This is a genomic window from Hymenobacter chitinivorans DSM 11115 (genome assembly GCF_002797555.1).
Lineage (GTDB): Bacteria > Bacteroidota > Bacteroidia > Cytophagales > Hymenobacteraceae > Hymenobacter > Hymenobacter chitinivorans.
The window spans coordinates 2328872-2344480 of sequence record NZ_PGFA01000001.1 but is presented as its reverse complement, the minus strand read 5'-3'; the positions used below and the strand labels follow the sequence as shown (position 1 = coordinate 2344480).

The 15609-nt window shown below is 63.8% G+C and carries 16 protein-coding genes; 3 read left to right on the top strand and 13 right to left on the bottom strand.

Features of this window, described 5'->3' with window-relative positions; translation table 11 throughout:
* Window positions 1-161: 161 nt before the first annotated feature.
* The 3 genes from CLV45_RS09955 to CLV45_RS09945 form a co-directional block, all read right to left on the bottom strand.
* Window positions 162-1355, bottom strand: coding sequence for an alpha/beta fold hydrolase (locus tag CLV45_RS09955; protein ID WP_211289922.1), 1194 nt, complete (start codon window positions 1353-1355; stop codon window positions 162-164).
* Between the two features lie 252 nt (window positions 1356-1607).
* Window positions 1608-2828, bottom strand: a complete 1221-nt coding sequence (locus tag CLV45_RS09950) for a putative sensor domain DACNV-containing protein (RefSeq protein WP_100336203.1) — start codon at window positions 2826-2828, stop codon at window positions 1608-1610.
* 91 nt (window positions 2829-2919) lie between these two features.
* Window positions 2920-3888, bottom strand: a complete 969-nt coding sequence (locus CLV45_RS09945) for a TIGR01777 family oxidoreductase (RefSeq protein WP_100337007.1) — start codon at window positions 3886-3888, stop codon at window positions 2920-2922.
* Between the two features lie 155 nt (window positions 3889-4043).
* On the opposite strand from CLV45_RS09945, the gene CLV45_RS09940 reads away from it, so the two are divergent.
* The 3 genes from CLV45_RS09940 to CLV45_RS09930 all read left to right on the top strand — a co-directional run bounded on the left by CLV45_RS09940 (window position 4044) and on the right by CLV45_RS09930 (window position 6479).
* Window positions 4044-4646 (top strand): Crp/Fnr family transcriptional regulator, encoded by a 603-nt coding sequence (locus tag CLV45_RS09940; protein ID WP_100336202.1) that lies wholly within the window; start codon window positions 4044-4046, stop codon window positions 4644-4646.
* Between the two features lie 83 nt (window positions 4647-4729).
* Window positions 4730-5662: an NAD-dependent epimerase/dehydratase family protein gene (locus CLV45_RS09935; protein ID WP_100336201.1), complete on the top strand. Its 933-nt coding sequence runs from the start codon at window positions 4730-4732 to the stop codon at window positions 5660-5662.
* Window positions 5663-5780: 118 nt separating this feature from the next.
* Complete coding sequence (locus CLV45_RS09930; protein WP_100336200.1) at window positions 5781-6479, top strand: hypothetical protein; 699 nt, start codon at window positions 5781-5783, stop codon at window positions 6477-6479.
* A 36-nt stretch (window positions 6480-6515) separates the two neighbouring features.
* Here the strand turns inward: CLV45_RS09930 and CLV45_RS09925 are convergent, their stop codons facing one another.
* The 10 genes from CLV45_RS09925 to CLV45_RS09880 form a co-directional block, all read right to left on the bottom strand.
* A complete protein-coding gene (locus tag CLV45_RS09925; RefSeq protein WP_100336199.1) occupies window positions 6516-7607 on the bottom strand; it encodes an adenylate/guanylate cyclase domain-containing protein in 1092 nt (363 codons plus the stop codon).
* Window positions 7608-7741: 134 nt separating this feature from the next.
* Window positions 7742-8113 (bottom strand): hypothetical protein, encoded by a 372-nt coding sequence (locus tag CLV45_RS09920; RefSeq protein WP_100336198.1) that lies wholly within the window; start codon window positions 8111-8113, stop codon window positions 7742-7744.
* 142 nt (window positions 8114-8255) lie between these two features.
* A complete protein-coding gene (gene eutC / locus CLV45_RS09915) occupies window positions 8256-9032 on the bottom strand; it encodes an ethanolamine ammonia-lyase subunit EutC (protein WP_100336197.1) in 777 nt (258 codons plus the stop codon).
* A gap of 121 nt (window positions 9033-9153) precedes the next feature.
* Window positions 9154-9585 (bottom strand): DUF1810 domain-containing protein, encoded by a 432-nt coding sequence (locus tag CLV45_RS09910; RefSeq protein WP_100336196.1) that lies wholly within the window; start codon window positions 9583-9585, stop codon window positions 9154-9156.
* Between the two features lie 106 nt (window positions 9586-9691).
* Window positions 9692-11074, bottom strand: a complete 1383-nt coding sequence (locus tag CLV45_RS09905) for an ethanolamine ammonia-lyase subunit EutB (protein ID WP_100336195.1) — start codon at window positions 11072-11074, stop codon at window positions 9692-9694.
* 191 nt (window positions 11075-11265) lie between these two features.
* Window positions 11266-12615, bottom strand: coding sequence for an ethanolamine permease (gene eat, locus CLV45_RS09900; RefSeq protein ID WP_100336194.1), 1350 nt, complete (start codon window positions 12613-12615; stop codon window positions 11266-11268).
* 191 nt (window positions 12616-12806) lie between these two features.
* Entirely contained in the window at window positions 12807-13670 is an 864-nt protein-coding gene (locus CLV45_RS09895; RefSeq protein ID WP_100336193.1) for an aldo/keto reductase, read from the bottom strand.
* A 154-nt stretch (window positions 13671-13824) separates the two neighbouring features.
* Entirely contained in the window at window positions 13825-14175 is a 351-nt protein-coding gene (locus CLV45_RS09890) for a hypothetical protein (protein WP_100336192.1), read from the bottom strand.
* 204 nt (window positions 14176-14379) lie between these two features.
* Window positions 14380-14970, bottom strand: coding sequence for a hypothetical protein (locus CLV45_RS09885; protein ID WP_100336191.1), 591 nt, complete (start codon window positions 14968-14970; stop codon window positions 14380-14382).
* Between the two features lie 164 nt (window positions 14971-15134).
* Entirely contained in the window at window positions 15135-15551 is a 417-nt protein-coding gene (locus CLV45_RS09880) for a hypothetical protein (RefSeq protein WP_100336190.1), read from the bottom strand.
* Window positions 15552-15609: the final 58 nt, after the last annotated feature.

The following is a 15609-nucleotide window of genomic DNA, read 5'->3' as shown; positions in this document are numbered from 1 at the left end:
CCGGGGGCGTTTTCCGAGCGCGCCGCCGCAAAGGGTACTGACAAGAAATTCGCGGGCAATGACGTAGCTGCGGCCGATGAGCAGGAGCTGGTAAGAAGCGGGGAAGTCAGGCCATTGGCGACAACCAGCAGGGTTTTCCTATTTGTTTACCAACACCCCGGTTACTGCCGCCCCCCTGCCTCCTGGCTGAAGGCGAGCAGGAGCGCGCTGAGCCGCGCCGGCTGCTCCTGTTGAATCCAGTGCCCGGCACCCTCGATGAGCTCGATGTCGCCCATCCGCGTCGTTGCCTTCGTCGTCATCAGCTCGAGCGCGCCCGGCGCCGCGTAGGTCGCCCAGTCGCGCTGCCCGCCGATGAAGAGCGAGGGGACATCGAGCGTGCGGCCCGAAAACAGGCGCAGCTCCGCATTCAGATCCGCATCGGCATAGACCCGATACGCCTGCAGGGCGCCCTGGAACCCCGTGCGGTCATACTCCTCCGTGTACACGGCCAGTTCCGGCTCGGTAAGCCAGGGGCTGGCCCCGACCTCAGCGGCGGACGGGTAAAAGGGCGCGACGGTCTGGGGCATCGTCTGGCCGCGCTCCATGACGTAATAGGTGGGCAGCTGGGCCAACTCCAGGGCGGTGCGCGCCTGCAACGGATGCGGCTTATTGCCCGGCCAGTCGGCGCTCTTGACGTAGAAAAAGGCCCGCAGAAACGCGTGCAAGCCTTGTGGGGGGTGCCACAAGTCCTCGTTTGCCTGCCGGGTGCTCAAATACTGTTGATACGATATTCTGGGCGGGGTGAGCGCCGCCAGCGCGGCCGCTAGCTGTTGATTTTCGGTGCTGGGTTGCACCGGTGAGGCCTCGCTGGCGGCGGTATTGAACGGCAGCGCGGGCGGACCGGGAAACGGGGCGCTCATCAGCACCACCGAGGGAAAGACGTCGGGTCGGGCCAGGGCGCAATAGGCCGCCACCGGCGAGCCGAAGTCGTGCCCGACCAGCATGGCCGTCTGCCGATACCCCAGGGCCGAAACCAGGCTGAGGGCGTCGCGCGTCATGTTCAACAGGCCGAAGGGCGCCAGCGGGGTGTCGTACTGGTTTGCCCACCCGGTGGTGCGGCCAAAACCCCGCTGGTCCGGCGCTACGACGTGGTACCCGGCATCGGCCAGCAGGGGCAGCAGGTGGCGCCAGCCGTAGGCCAAATCCGGAAAGCCGTGCAGCAGCAGCGCCAGCGGCCGGCCGGGGCTTTCGTAGCCGGCCTCGAGCAGATGAACATCGAGGCCGTTGACCCCATGCACCATGCGCGAGCGGACTCTCTTGGGCAGCGTGCCCCGGCCGTAAGGGGAGGTGGTCGAATCAGTTTCTGGATTACTCATGATAGGTTGGGTTAGATTGGGTTTGGGATTTGCGTGGCCGGGTGGAAATGAAGCCGCAACGAGACTCGCCGCGCTCTGCTCTACAAAGCCTGGTCGGGACGTCGAGGGGTTCAGACGAAGTGGATACCGCCCGATTCTTCAGCGTAGGCTTCGGCAGCGGAGCAGCGCCAGATTCGTTGTATGGCGTGCACGCAGGCCCTCGGCCACCTGGTAGCCGATAAATTCCCGGGCCGGTAATACCTGCCGTGCGGATTAAGCCAGTTGGCTCCAGAAGATAATCCGGCCGGCGTTGTGGTGCACCAGCTGCACGCCGCCGTCCTGGGAGACGGCTACGGCCAGGCACGCGGGGGCCGCTTCGCAGAGCCGGTAGGCGGCCCGGTGGCGGGTGCCGCCCTGGTCGGCGGGCTCGGCCTGCAGCTGCTCGCCTTCCAGGTCCAGGGCCCGATAAACCTGGTCCAACGCAATGTGCGGCGCCCGAATCTCGACGCCGAAGCCCACTATTTCCAGATTTTGGGTTAGTACCAGCGCCCCGTCGACGGCCATCAGGTCGGCCATCAGGTCGGCGAAGTGGTCGAGGGCTACCGCCAGGGCGCGGAGCTCGGGGTCGCGGGCTTGCTGGTAGCAGGTCCAGCTCACATCGCCTAATACCTGCTGCCGCGCAATAATGGCGTGGATGAGCTGGCTGCACCGCCCTTCCCCGCCCAGCTCCTGGGTGGGGTACTTGGGGCGCAACAAGCCGCCGGGCGCCAGTAGCTCGGCCACGGCACCCGGTGGCACAAACACCAGCAGTCCGCCGTGGCCCCCGGCCCGGACCCGCGCCACCGCCCGGCGCTGCACATGGTGTCCGAGCAAGGCAATAAGGTCGAATTCGGCGGGGCCCAGCTGGGGATTGGCGGCCACCATCTCCCCGAAGCGCCCCCGGCTCCAGGCCGTGGGGAACTGCAAAAAGCCGTGGCCGTCGATGCGGCCCGCCCGCAGTGTCAGCACGCGGGTGGCCCCGCAATAACAGGTCAGCAGGCCCGGGCCCTGCACGTGCACCACCAGCACCGGGGGCACTTCCTCGGCAGTGGGCCCGGGGCTGCCGGGGAGCCGGTCCCAGGGCGTGTCCGTCAGCAGCAGGCCCCACAGTGCCAACTCACCAGCCTCGGTCTGCCGAACGGCGAGCAGCGTGGCGGGGCGCGCCACCGCCGGACTGAGCCGCCGGATTTCCTGTTCGTTCCAGGGCCGGGGCGTGCCAAAAGCCACGACGTGAGGCCCGGTAGCGAGCGGCCCGTCAGCCGTCAGCTGCGCCGCGGTAGCAAGCACGACGTGGCATTCCACGGGCCGGGCTTCCTCCTGCAGCAGGCTGGCCTGGTAAATGATGGACAAGAATTGGGTCAGCACGGCGTACTCAGGCAGCGGACTGCCCTCGGTTTGGACCCAGCGCGCACGCAGCGCGTGGGCTATATCAGCAGGATAATACGCGGTGACCATGGGCGAGAGGGAGCTTGGATAAAAGAGTGTTGATTGCTTAGAAGCGGTCCGGGGAAGGTAACTTGTAATTTATAGCAATGCAGTCGGCTATTCAGGACCGCGCGCTTCCGGCACCCGCCATCAAGGTCTGGGTGGGTTGCGGGGCTGGGATAAGCGCCGGAGGGTACAAGGCCTGTAAGGCCTCGCGCAGCCCGGCAAACTCGAAGGTAAAGCCCTGGGCCAGTACTTTGGCTGCACTTACGCGTTTGCCGGTCAGCACCATTTCGCTCTGCTCGCCCAGGGCCAGCTGGAGGATGAAGGCGGGAATCCTGGGCAGTAGCAGAGGGCGGTGCAGCACCTCGGCCAGGGCCGTGGTGAAGGCGGTGTTGGTGGCCGGGTTGGGAGCCACCGCGTTGTAGGCGCCCTGCCAGGCCTCATCGATTAGCATGGCGAGCAACAGGCGACACAGGTCATTAATGTGAATCCAGGACAGCCACTGCTGCCCACTGCCCAGGGGCGCCCCAAAGCCGAGCTTTACCGGCCCGGCCATAGCCGGCAGGGCCCCGCCCGCCAAGCTCAGCACCACCCCGATGCGCGGCACGACCACCCGCAGGCCCAGGGCGGCGAGGGGCGTGGCGGCCTGCTCCCAGGCCTGGGTCAGGTCGGCCAGCAGGTCGTGGCCGACCGGCACTGTGTCTTCCGTTACCAGCGCGTCGCCGGTCGTGCCGTAGAGGCCAATGGCCGAGGCCGAAACGACGGTGCGGACGCGGTGCCCGGGTTTGGTCAGCTCGCGGTGCAGCAGGGCCAGGCCGTCGACGCGGCTGGCCAGCAGCTCCTGTTTGCGGGCGGCGGTCCATTTGCCCTCACCCACGTTGGCCCCGGCCAGGTTCACCACCGCCTCGGCGAAGGGCACGGCGGCCGGGTCGATGGTGCCGGCGGCGGGGTCCCACTGAAACGTGCGGTAGGGGCTGCCGGGCGCCAACGTGCGGCTCAGATGGGCCACGTGGTGGCCGGCTTCGGTGAGCACGGCGGAAAGGCGGGTGCCGACGAGGCCGGTGCCGCCGGTGATGAGGACGTTCATGGGCCGGAATTTTAGGTTCTGGCCGAAGAGCACCAGAACACTACAAAGGACCGGGCTGCCCCCGCGCCCAAACGATAACAAACGCTAAGAAATGCGGCGCCACTGGTATCTTCCCCGGTTCCTTCCTCCACTGTTGTCTCACTACCTGCTTTTTTATGCTGCCGTCCTTCCCCGAAGCTGCGCTGCGCCTGCGCCAGCACCTGACCCAGTTTGTTCCCCTGAGCGACGAGGATTGGAGCCTGCTGGTGCCGCACCTGCGCCTGGTGCCCCTGGCCCGGCACGCCGTGTTTACCGAGCAGGGCCGGGTTGCTACTGAGGTGGGGTTTGTGCTCGAAGGCATGTTCCGGCAGTATTATACCAAAGACGGCGAGGAGCGCACCAGCTACTTCTTCTTCGAAGACCAGCTGATAGGCGGGTACTTCAGCAGCCTGACTGGCCGGCCTTCCTTGGTCACCATTGAGGCCCTGAGTGCGGGCTGCTGCCTGACGTTTCCCTATGCGGTGCTGGTGGACTTGTTTGGTCAGCGCATGGCCTGGCAGGAGTTCGGCCGGCGGTTTGCCGAATACCTGGCCGTGGGCCTGGAGGAGCGCATGGTGAGCCTGCTGCTGCTCAGCCCCGCCGAGCGCTACGAGGCCCTGCTGGTCAGCGGCAATCCGAATATCCTCGCGCGGGTGCCGCAGCACTACATCGCCAACTTTCTGGGCGTGACGGCCGTGAGCTTGAGCCGCATTCGCAACCGCACCTCGCGCGGGCAGTAGGGGCCCCATTTCTTAGCGTTTGTTATCGTTTTAGGCCGGCGAAACGGCGGAGTTTTGTCCCGTTACATCTCCCCTAAAATCACATGAAGCTCCACACCATTCTGGGTGCCAATGGCACCATAACCACGCAGCTGCTGCCGGTGCTGCAACAGCACGGCGAAAACATCCGGTTGGTATCCCGTAACCCGAAGCCGGTAGCTGGGACCGAAACCCGGTCGGCCGATTTTCTGGACGCCGAACAGACCCGGCTGGCCGTGGACGGCTCCGCCATCGTGTACCTGCTCGTGGGCCTGGAATACAGCGCCAAGGTGTGGCGGCGCGACTGGCCCGTGATTATGCGCAACGTCATTGCCGCCTGCAAAGCCACGCAGGCCCAGCTGATTTTTGTCGACAGCCTCTACACCTACGGCCGGGTGGAGGGCCCGATTACGGAAGCCACGCCGGCGCGGCCAGTGAGTGAAAAAGGCCGGATTCTGGTCGAAATCGAAAGCCTGCTGCTGGCCGAGCGCCGCAGCGGCGGCGTGCCGGCCATCATCGCCAAAGCCTCCGATTTTTACGGGCCGGGCGTGGTTGAGAAAAGCTGGTCCGGCTCGCTGGTGTTCAGCCGGCTGAAAAACAAGCAAACCCCGCAGTGGCTCGTGAATGCCCGCGTGCCGCGTACCTACACCTATACGCCCGACATCGGCCGCGCTCTGTACGTGCTGGCCCAGCACCCCGAGGCCTTCCACCAAACCTGGATATTGCCCGTGGCCTCGCCGACGCTGACCGGCCAGGAGTTCAGCGCCCTGGCGGCGCAGTACATGCAGGGCACCGGCAAGGTGCAGGTGCTGCCTAAGTGGGTAATTGGCTTGCTGGGGCTCTTCGTTCCTTTTATGAAGGAGGCGCATGAAATGCTGTACCAGGACGAAAACGGCTACGTGCTGGACTCCACGCGCTTCAACCAAACGTTCGGCTTTACGCCGACCCCTTATGCGGAAGGCATCCGGGCCACGGCGGAGTGGTTCCTGCAAAACTGATCCTGGCGGCAGTTCCATGCGCTGTCAGCTTGATTCACCTAACTTGTCAGCAAACCCGCTGGAGCGGAGCTAAACCGTTGGGCGCGGCTTTTACCTCATATTCTTTAACCCTACTTCTATGTTTCTCGGACATTTCGGCGTCGCTTTCGGCGCTAAGAAGCAACAGCCGCTCGTGTCGCTAGGCACCTTTTTCCTGGCTGCCCAACTCGCCGATTTGGTGTGGCCCACGCTGCTACTGCTGGGCGTGGAGCGCGTGAACATCGTGCCGCACGCCACGGCCACCAACGCATTCGATTTCGTGTATTATCCCTTCACGCACAGCCTCGTGGCCGAGCTGGTGGCGGGCCTGTTGCTGGGGCTGGTGTATTGGCTGGTAACGCGCAACGCCAAAGGGGCGCTGCTGGTGGGCCTGCTGGTGCCCAGCCACTGGCTGCTCGATGTGGTGGTGCACACCCCCGATTTGCCGCTCTATCCCGGCCCGTCGCCGCTGTTCGGCTTTGGGCTCTGGAACCAGGTTGCCCTGACGCAGGTGGTCGAATTCGCGCTGCTGGGCGCGGGCCTGTGGCTGTACGTGCGGCAGACCACGGCCCGCAATGGCGTGGGCCGCTACGGCCTGCTGGGCTTAGTAGCGTTCCTGGTGCTGATACACGTGGGCGGCCTGTTCAGCCCGCCGCCCGCCTCGGTGGAGGCCCTGGGGTGGTCAGGGCAGCTGTTTTGGGTCATTGTGCTGCTGGCCTATTGGGTGGACCGTAACCGCGAAGTGAGCGGCCAGCCACAAGGTGAAACGCTCCGGGCGGTTGTGCCACCCATTTCGTAGCGTCCATCCGAATTTGACAAGCGCAGCAGGACCGTTCTACTTGGATAGACTCTTGGTGGATACTTCCTCCGCGGCCCGCAACCCACGCGTCAAGCCGTGCAGGCTGATGGCTTGCTGCCGGCCCCGCAAGTTCAGCGTAGAAACGAAGGTGGCTACTACGCCTGATAAAGGAGGCAACTGGGTCAGCAAGTCCTCGGAGATGAGCAGCTCTTGTCCCAACTCGTTGCACAGGCTCTGAATCCGGGCCGTGGTGTTGAGCACGTCGCCGTGGTACACGATTTCGCGTTTCACCTCGCCCACCCAGGTCGCCACCACGCGCCCACCGTGCAAACCGGCCTTGAAGCGTGGGTAATGGCCGTACTGCCGTAAGTAGCTGTCTTTGCGGGCCTCGATGCTGCGCTGCATGAGGAAAAAGCACCGTACGCACTGGGCTTTAGTCAAACCGACCGGCAAGGGCCACGTCAGTACGACCTCGTCGCCGACGTACTGGTAGACCTCGGCTTTGGTGAGCACAATGCCGTCGGTTAAATCCAGGAAGAAGTCTTGAATGAACTGGCTGTATTGCAGGTTGCCCAGCTCCTCGGCAATCGTGGTGGAGGACTTCACGTCGACGAACATAAAAATACGGTCTACTTCCTGCGGCCGGTGGTACTTGCCCCGCACCAGGTTGAATAGCTGTCCTGGGCCGTGCAAGGAGCTGATTTGCTGCAGCGCGATAATGAGCAGGCACACCAGCAGCGAGGCCCCGACATCCAGGATAAAGGTGCCGTGCAGCACGTACTGCTGGAACACCGCCTCAAAGCTTAGCTGTTGAAAGAACAGGCATTTTAAGCTCGCTGCCGACAACAGCCACAAGGCTGCTACCGTCGTGTAGAGCAGCGTACGAACCAGTAGCAGAAACAGGAACGACTTATGGCGAAAGTTGCTGCCGATGACAAACGCTTCACCCAAGCCGACGAACAATCCAACGCCCAGCCCGATGAAGGCATGACGCATCAGCAAGCCCACCTCTTGGTGTAACAGACCAAAACGCAGGAGCGCATATACCACGCCCCACACGACGCCTTGCAGCGCGTAGCGGCGGATGAGAGGAAAAAGCAACTGGCGGCGCGGCGCGGTGAGTAACATAGCTTGACGTATAGTAGAGTTACCTGTTGCCCCGGGAAACTGCAGCCGACGCGCCACGTGGGTACAGGCTGCCGTGGGGAGGTGAGGAAGGGCCTTCGGCTGCGCCGCCCTCAGGACGACAGACGCGAGGCGCCTCAGGCGAAAAAGTCGCTCGAATCGGTTTGGCTGAAGTACTTGTTCAGGCTGCCCAAGTCGGCGAAGATGGGCTGGATCAGGCGCATAAACTGGCGCACAGTGGCTTCCGAGTCGGCGTAGAGCAGCAGGCGGGCCTCGGTGGAGTAGCCGTCGACGTGCTCCAACAGCTCGGGGGCTTCCTCTTCGAGAATGGTCAGGATGTGCTCTTCCCAGGAGGTGCCCCCGCCGCCGAAGCCGTACTTCTCGAACAGGTAGAAGTGGCCTTCCAGGGCCGGATCGGCTTCTACGTCGGCCATAATGCCATATTGGGCATCGTCGACGCGCATTTCCGGGGGCAGGGCGAAAATCTTGAAGGGGAAAGTGGTTTCCATGAATAAGAGCTGGGTAAGGGGGGCCCAAAGCTACGCCCAATAGTTGGCGCACGGTGGGCAGTACCGCGCCGTTCCACTTCGCGCCGTGGCCGCGCCGGAGCAATGGCCGTCTTGCAACAACCCGGCGAAGCGGAGCTGCGCGTTACTGGCCGAGCAGGCCGGTTTCGTCCTTCAGGGCCACGCCCGAGAGCTGGCGGCGCAGGGCTTCCTGCACCAGCAAAAACAGCTTATCGGCGGCGGCCTCGTAGGGCAGGCCAGCGGGGCGGATATTGGACACGCAGTTGCGGGCTTCGTCGGTGCGGCCGGGGCGGGGGGCGTAAGTGAAGTAGGCCCCCAGGCTGTCGGGGGCACTCAGGCCGGGCCTTTCACCCAGCAGAATCAGGGCCAGGCGGGCGTGGAGCCGGCTACCGATTTCGTCGCTCAGCGCCACGCGGGCGTGTTCGGCCAGGGTCAGGGGCGCAATGCGGAAACCGGCTTCCCGCAGCTGGGGCAGCAGCAGGTTGAGCAGGGGCAGGGCATGCTGGTTCAGGGCCGTAGCCGACAGCCCGTCGGCCAGGATAATAGCTACGTCGGCGGCAGCGGGGGCTATTTCCTTGAGGGCCCGGCGGGAATCCTCGTGTAATACACGGCCCAAATCCGGGCGTTGGAGGTAGTGGGGGCGGTTTTCGGCCTGGCTGCGCACGGGCACTACGGGTAACTGGAAAGCTTCCAGCGCCGCCAAAAGCCGCCCGGTTTCCAGCTCCGAATACACTGCGTCGCGGGCGTGGGCGTGGGCCAGCCGAAAAGCCAGGGCCTCGCGCAGGGGTACGCTGCTGCCGGTGCGGCCCAGGGCAATGCGGGCCGCGGTGAAGGCGCGCAGCCCGTCCCAGGGGTCGGCGGGCGGGTCGGGAGGCGGCAGAATGGGGCGCAGGTCGGACATAGGGTGCAGGAATAGAGCCGCGCAGTGGCTAGGCGTTGAATAATCTGTTGCCCCAGCGCAGACGGTGAGCCACGAATAAGCGGCTTTCCCTCGGGCAAAGGTGCAGGCGTACTATCCCTGGTCAGGCCGCCTGGGTTAGCAGCAGCAGGGTTTTGGCGTCGGCCGCGCCCTGGAAAAACTTGTCCAGTACCTGCTTGAACACCGGGTCGGCACCCTTCAGGGTGGCAAACAGGGTCATGCAGGATTTGAGCTTCACATCGTCGGGGCTGCCGAAGACGTGGGTGGCGTCGGAGCTGTCCAGGCCGAGCAGGGTCCGGCTGATTTCCACCAGGCGCGGGCCCAGCACGGGGTGGTGGAGGTAGGCCTCGGCTTCCTGCTGGTCTTTAATAGCGTAGAACCGGGCGGTTTCGCTGAAGCCCAGGCCCTGCAGCTGGGGGAAGATGTACCACATCCAGTGGCTGCGCTTGCGTCCGTTCCGGATTTCGGTCAGGGCCGTGGCATAGTCGGTGGCCTGGGCGCTGAGGAAGCGTTGTAAGTCGTGGGCTAGGGCCATGCGAGAGGATGTTTTGGAGGAATAGTGCTAGGCTGATTACGGAAATGCCCGGGTTAAAGCCACCTGGTAGCAGCGCAAACTACCCTGCCTGCTCCCGTACAGCGGTTCAGCGCCGCCGACCCACTTCCAGCAGCCGGTGCCTAGGCGCGGCGGGCAGCAGCTGGCCCCGTTCGTTGAAGATTCCCTGCTGCTGGAGCCAGGCCTCGAACTCGGGGGCGGGCCGCAAACCCAGCACCTGCCGCAGATACAGCGCGTCGTGGAAGGAGGTCGACTGGTAGCCCAGCATGATGTCGTCGGCGCCGGGAATGCCCATAATGTAGCTGCAGCCCGCCACGCCCAGCAGGGTGAGCAGCGAGTCCATGTCGTCCTGGTCGGCCTCGGCGTGGTTGGTGTAGCACACGTCGACGCCCATGGGCAGGCCCAGGAGCTTGCCGCAACAGTGGTCTTCCAGCCCCGCCCGGATAATCTGCTTGCCGTCGTAGAGGTACTCGGGCCCGATAAAGCCCACGACGGTATTGACCAGCAGGGGCCGGAACCGCCGGGCCACGGCATAGGCCCGCACTTCGCAGGTCTGCTGGTCGAGGCCGTGGTGGGCGTTGGCCGACAAGGCGCTGCCCTGCCCGGTTTCGAAGTACATGACGTGCTGGCCCAGCGTGCCGCGGTTCAGGCTGAGCGTGGCCTCGTGGGCTTCCTGGAGCAGGCTCAGGCTTACCCCGAAGCTGGCGTTGGTAGCCTCCGTGCCCCCAATAGACTGAAACGTGAGGTCCACCGGGGCGCCCTGCTCAATCAGCTGCAAGGTGGTCGTGACGTGGCTCAGCACGCAGGTCTGGGTCGGAATCTGGTACTGCTCGCGCACGGCGTCGAGCATATCGAGCAGCTGGCGCACGGCGCGCGGGTTGTCGGTAGCCGGGTTGATGCCCAGCACCGCGTCGCCGCTGCCGTAGAGTAGGCCATCGACCAGGCTGGCCGCCACGCCCCGGGTATCGTCGGTGGGGTGGTTGGGCTGCAGACGGGTGGCCAGGTGGCCCCGCAGCCCCAGCGTGTTGCGAAACTGCGTAACAACCTCACACTTGCGGGCCACGGCAATCAGCTCCTGGTTGCGCAGGAGCTTGCTCACGGCCGCCACCATTTCCGGGGTCAGGCCCGGGGTCAGCTGCTGCAGCGCGCCGGTGTCGGCGGCCTCGGAAAGCAGCCAGTCGCGCAGCTGGCCCACGGTAAAGTGGCTGATGGGAGCAAAGGCCGCCGCGTCGTGGGAGTCCAGGATCAGGCGGGTTACCTCGTCCTGCTCGTAGGGCACCAGGGCCTCGTTCAGAAATTGCCGGAGCGGCACATCGGCCAGGGCAAGCTGGGCGGCCACCCGTTCCTCGTAGGTTTCGGCCGCCACCCCGGCCAGCACGTCGCCCGAGCGCGGGGGCGTGGCCCGGGCCAGCAGGGTTTTCAAATCCGGGAAGCCGTAGGTCCGCTGGCGGATGGTGTGCTGGTAGGGCATAGTGGTTGTTAGTTGCTAGTTGTCAGTTGTTAGGTCGTGCTGTTTGTTAGTTGGGAGGAGAAGAACGTCATGTCGAATGCAGTGAGACATCTCGCGGGCTGATGTTGTGGTAGTACTTTGCTTACTACTACTCATGAGATGCTTCGGCCGTGGCTTTTCGTGCCGTTCTATTCAGAGCGGAGCCAACAACTCTACAACGCCTCCACTGGGGCCAGCAGGGCGTCTTCGGCAAGCGGCTGCCGGTGGCGCCCCAGCAGCAGGTAAACGCCCAGCATGAGTCCTAGGCCACCAAAGAAAATCAGGCTCAGCAGCCAGTTGTAGTAGATAATGGCGCCGAGGCTGACCATGGTCAGGACCAGGGCCACCACCGGAAAATACGGGTAGAACGGGGCCGTGAAGGGCCGCTCCAGCCGGGGTTCCTTCCGCCGTAAGGCAAACAAGCTGAGCAAACTCATGGCGTACATCACCACCGCACCCAGCACCGACAAGATGATAACCTGGGCCGTGGTGCCGGTCAGCAATGCCGCCGCGCCCACCCCGCCACCCGCCACCAACGCCCAGTGCGGAGTGCGAAACCGCGGGTTGACCCGGGCCAGCACGCCAGGCAAATAGCCGCTGCGGGCCAGGGCAAAAATCTGCCGGGAGTAACCGATAATGGTGCCGTGAAACGAGGCTACCAGCCCAAAAAGGCCGATGCTGGCGAAAAACTGGGTCCACCGGCTCTGCCGGCCCAGCACGATGCCCAGGGCCTCGGGCAAGGGGTAGTCGATGCCGCTGAGCCGCCGCCAGTCGGTGATGCCGCCGGTGAGCACCATCACGCCCAGGGCCAGCAGCACCAGCGTGCCCAGACCGTAGATATAGCCCTTGGGAATGGTTTTACGCGGGTTTTCGACTTCCTCCGCTACCATGGCCACGCCCTCAATGGCCAGGTAAAACCAGATGGCAAAGGGCAGGGCCGCAAAAACACCCGCCGCGCCCAGCGGCACGGGGTGGGCCAGGAAGCTGCGGACCCGGAAGTGGGGCGCCACCAGGCCCATGTACAGCACCAGCTCGGCCACGGCCAGCAAGGTAACCAGCAGCGAGAAGCGCGCCGACTCCTTGATGCCGAGCAAATTAATGCTGATAAAGACCACGTAGCAGGCCAGGGCCGTGCCCAGCACCGGTAGCCCCGGGTACAGAAAGTGGCCGTAGCTGCCCAGGGCCGCGGCAATGGCGGGCGGGGCAAACAAGAACTCGACCAGCGTGGCGTAGCCGGCCACGAAGCCGCCCAGGGGCCCAAAGGCGCGGTAGGAGTAGGCAAACGGCCCGCCGGCGTGGGGAATGGCAGTGGTCAGCTCGGTGAAGCTGAAAATGAAGGTAACGTAGAGCACCGTTATCAGCAGGGTGGCCACCAAGAAGCCCACCGGGCCGGCCACCTGCCAGCCGTAGTTCCAGCCGAAATATTCGCCCGAAATAACCAGCCCTACGGCCAGGGCCCACAGGTGCAAAGGCCCGAGTACTTTTTTCAGCGTGGGCGAACCAGCAGCGGCAGTATGCTTCATCGGCGGTAGTAAAAGTCCTGCTGCCTAAAGTATTACATAAACCCGTAAGCGCCACCGGAAAATTACCCCAGGTTTGAGTAACGCCGGCTGCGAGCCGCCTGTCCTAACGCAAGCCGATTAGAAAAACAGCCCCTGGAGCGGGCGGCGGGCGCACGTTCCAGGGGCTGTTGAAGCGTCAGACGGGGTGCTGCCTAGCTGCCCAGGTTTTCCAGGGCGGCCAGGTCCTCGGCCGAGAGCTGAATTTCGGCGGCCTTCACGTTTTCTTCCAGGTGCTTCACCTTCGAGGTACCCGGAATGAGCAGGATGTTGGGCGAGCGGTGCAGCAGCCAGCTCAAAGCCACCTGCTGGGTGCTCACGCCGTGTTGCTGGCCAATCTGGGTGAGCTTGCTCAGGGCCTGCTCGTTGCCGCCGGCCAGCGGGTACCACGGAATGAAGGCCAGGCCGTTTTGCTCGCAGAAGTCCAGCTCGGCTTCCCACTTGCGGTTGTCCACGCTGTACATGTTCTGCACCGACACGACTTTCACGTACCGCTGGGCCTGCTGAATCTGCTCCACCGTTACTTCCGAGAGGCCAATGTGCTTGATTAGGCCGTCTTCCTGGGCTTTTTGCAGGAACTCCAGGGTCTGCTCAAACGGCACGTTCGGGTCCACGCGGTGGAGCTGGTATAAGTCGATTTTATCGAGCTTGAGGCGCTGCAGGCTGCCTTCCAGGGCTTCTGTGAGGTGCTTGGGGCTGGCGTCGATGGGCCACTGGTTGGGGCCGGTGCGCAGCAGGCCGCCCTTGGTGCCGATAACCAGGCCCGGGGCGTAGGGGTGCAGGGCCTCGGCAATGAGCTCCTCCGACACGTTGGGGCCGTAGCTGTCGGCCGTGTCGATGAAGTTGATGCCCAGCTCCACGGCGCGCTGCAGCACCCGGATGGATTCGGCGTGGTCCTGGGGCGGCCCCCAGATACCCTCGCCGGTGATGCGCATGGCGCCGTAGCCCATGCGGTTGACAGTCAGGTCGCCGCCGAGCGAAAAGGTTTTAGCGGGTGCGGTTGTGGTTTGATTCGCCATTGGTAAAAAAGGATAGGGAGAACGTGAGGCTGACCCGCACGGCCGAGTAGCCGCCGCGGGTTCAGCTGTTGAATAACAGGTAAAAGCCAGAAAAGTATAGGTCAAGTGCTAAACTAGGGACTGTTATCCGAGCTTTGCGCTGAGAATAAAGCGCTTACGCCGGGAAGTTGCGCCCGCAACTCCCGCACTGGTAGCGCGTGGTGCCGGCGTAGTACAGCCGCTGCCAGAGCGTGCGGCGCGCGGCTACGGCCGTATCCGCACTGCCGCAACGGGGGCAGCGCACCACGGTCACCGTCGCGCGCCCGGCCTCGAAGGCCTCGACCAGCTCCCGGGCCGCCGCGGCGTCGGTTTCCTCGATGAGCAGTTGGTACCAGATTCCGTCGCCAAACGGAAACGAGGGCGGCCCGCAGCTTTTGACCAGCGCGCTGATATCCGCCTCCCGCAGTTCGTTGTAGAGCTGCACCGCTTCGGCGTAAGTCAGGTAGTGAGCGGCGGGAATGAGCATGGAGATGGGAAGTAATACAACTACCTGTCATCCTGAGCAGAGCCAAGGACCTTCCTCATCTACCCCAACGCAGCTTATTCAACGCAAGAAGCTTTGTACTGTGCTGTATAGAAAGGGCTTTGTACGTTGAGGAAAGCTTATCACTCAGGCGAGAAAGGTCCTTCGCAAGCTCAGGATGACAGAGGAAGGATAACAGGAAGAATGCTACCGTCGGGCACTGCGGCGGGGGGCGGGGCGGGCCTGCCCGCGCAGCTTAAAGATATACCACAACAGCAGGATGCTAAGCCCGGCCAGGCCGGCGGCAATCAGCTCCCGGCTCTGGCGGGCACCTTCAGCCTCCGTGGCGGCGGCCTGAGCTTCCTGCAGTTTCTTTTCGCGCTGCTTGTCCCGGATTTGCAGGTTTTGAATCTGGTTTTCCAGGTCGTAGAACCGCTCCCGGGTCATCGACTGGTCGCCGCGGGCCACCACAATCTGCCGCTCGGCCTGGGTTTTCTCGGCTACGATGGTGGCCGTGCGCCGGATGGACGACTCCTTGAGGGCCTTCACAATCTCGGTGTCCTTGCGGATGATGCCCTTCAGCGCGTCCACGACTTCCTCCAGGTCCTTTTTGGAGGGCTTATTGGCCAGAAAGGCATTGCGCTGGGCACTGGCCTCCTCGTACTGGCGAATCAACATTTCCCGCTCCTTAATCAGGGGAGTCAGCGGGTCGGGCTGGGTGGGGGCGGTGGGCTCCGGGGTTTGGGCGTGGGAAGTCAGGTTAAGAAACAGCAGCAGAGCGAGCAGGCGAATCGTCATCGGGTAAAAAAAGGGGTTAGGCGCTATAATACGGAACTCCCGGGCGTTGGTAAGCAGTAACGCGGCCGGCCAAGACCACAAGAAGTGCAAGGTGGGAGAAAAAACCGGGCGGGACGTCTCATGTAGCATTGGCGCGGCCAACGCGGACCTGGTCCGCCGCCGGCTTAGGGGGCTTGCCGGCCAGTATCCGGGGCGCAGGTCCAGGTGGTGAGCTGAGTGCCGCGCCGCAGGGTTAGCAACGGGGAATTAGCCGCTTTTTGCAGTAGGTCGCCCTTTTTAATGTAGTAGGCCAGGGTGTTATAGTAGTAAATATTGTCCTTGTTCTGGGCCAGAATCCGGGCTTGCATCACCTGGGTAGCCGAGTCGCCGGCCGTGAAAGACCACAGGTCGTAGCGCACGGGCTCATCGTTGAGGTACCAGTAGTAGTGCTGCCGGTTCACGTCGCACTTGGTGACCCGGCCCGCCACGGCCGTAGCGGCGTCGACTTCAATCAACTCGTCGCCCATCATCCAGCGAAGCATTATGCCCATCAGCACAACGATCAGGCTGGTGTAGAGCAGATGGCCGCCGGTATACAGCATTCGGCGCTTGGCAAATGACTGCGGTAAGCTGATACGAGGCATAGCGGCCGAAAAGTGG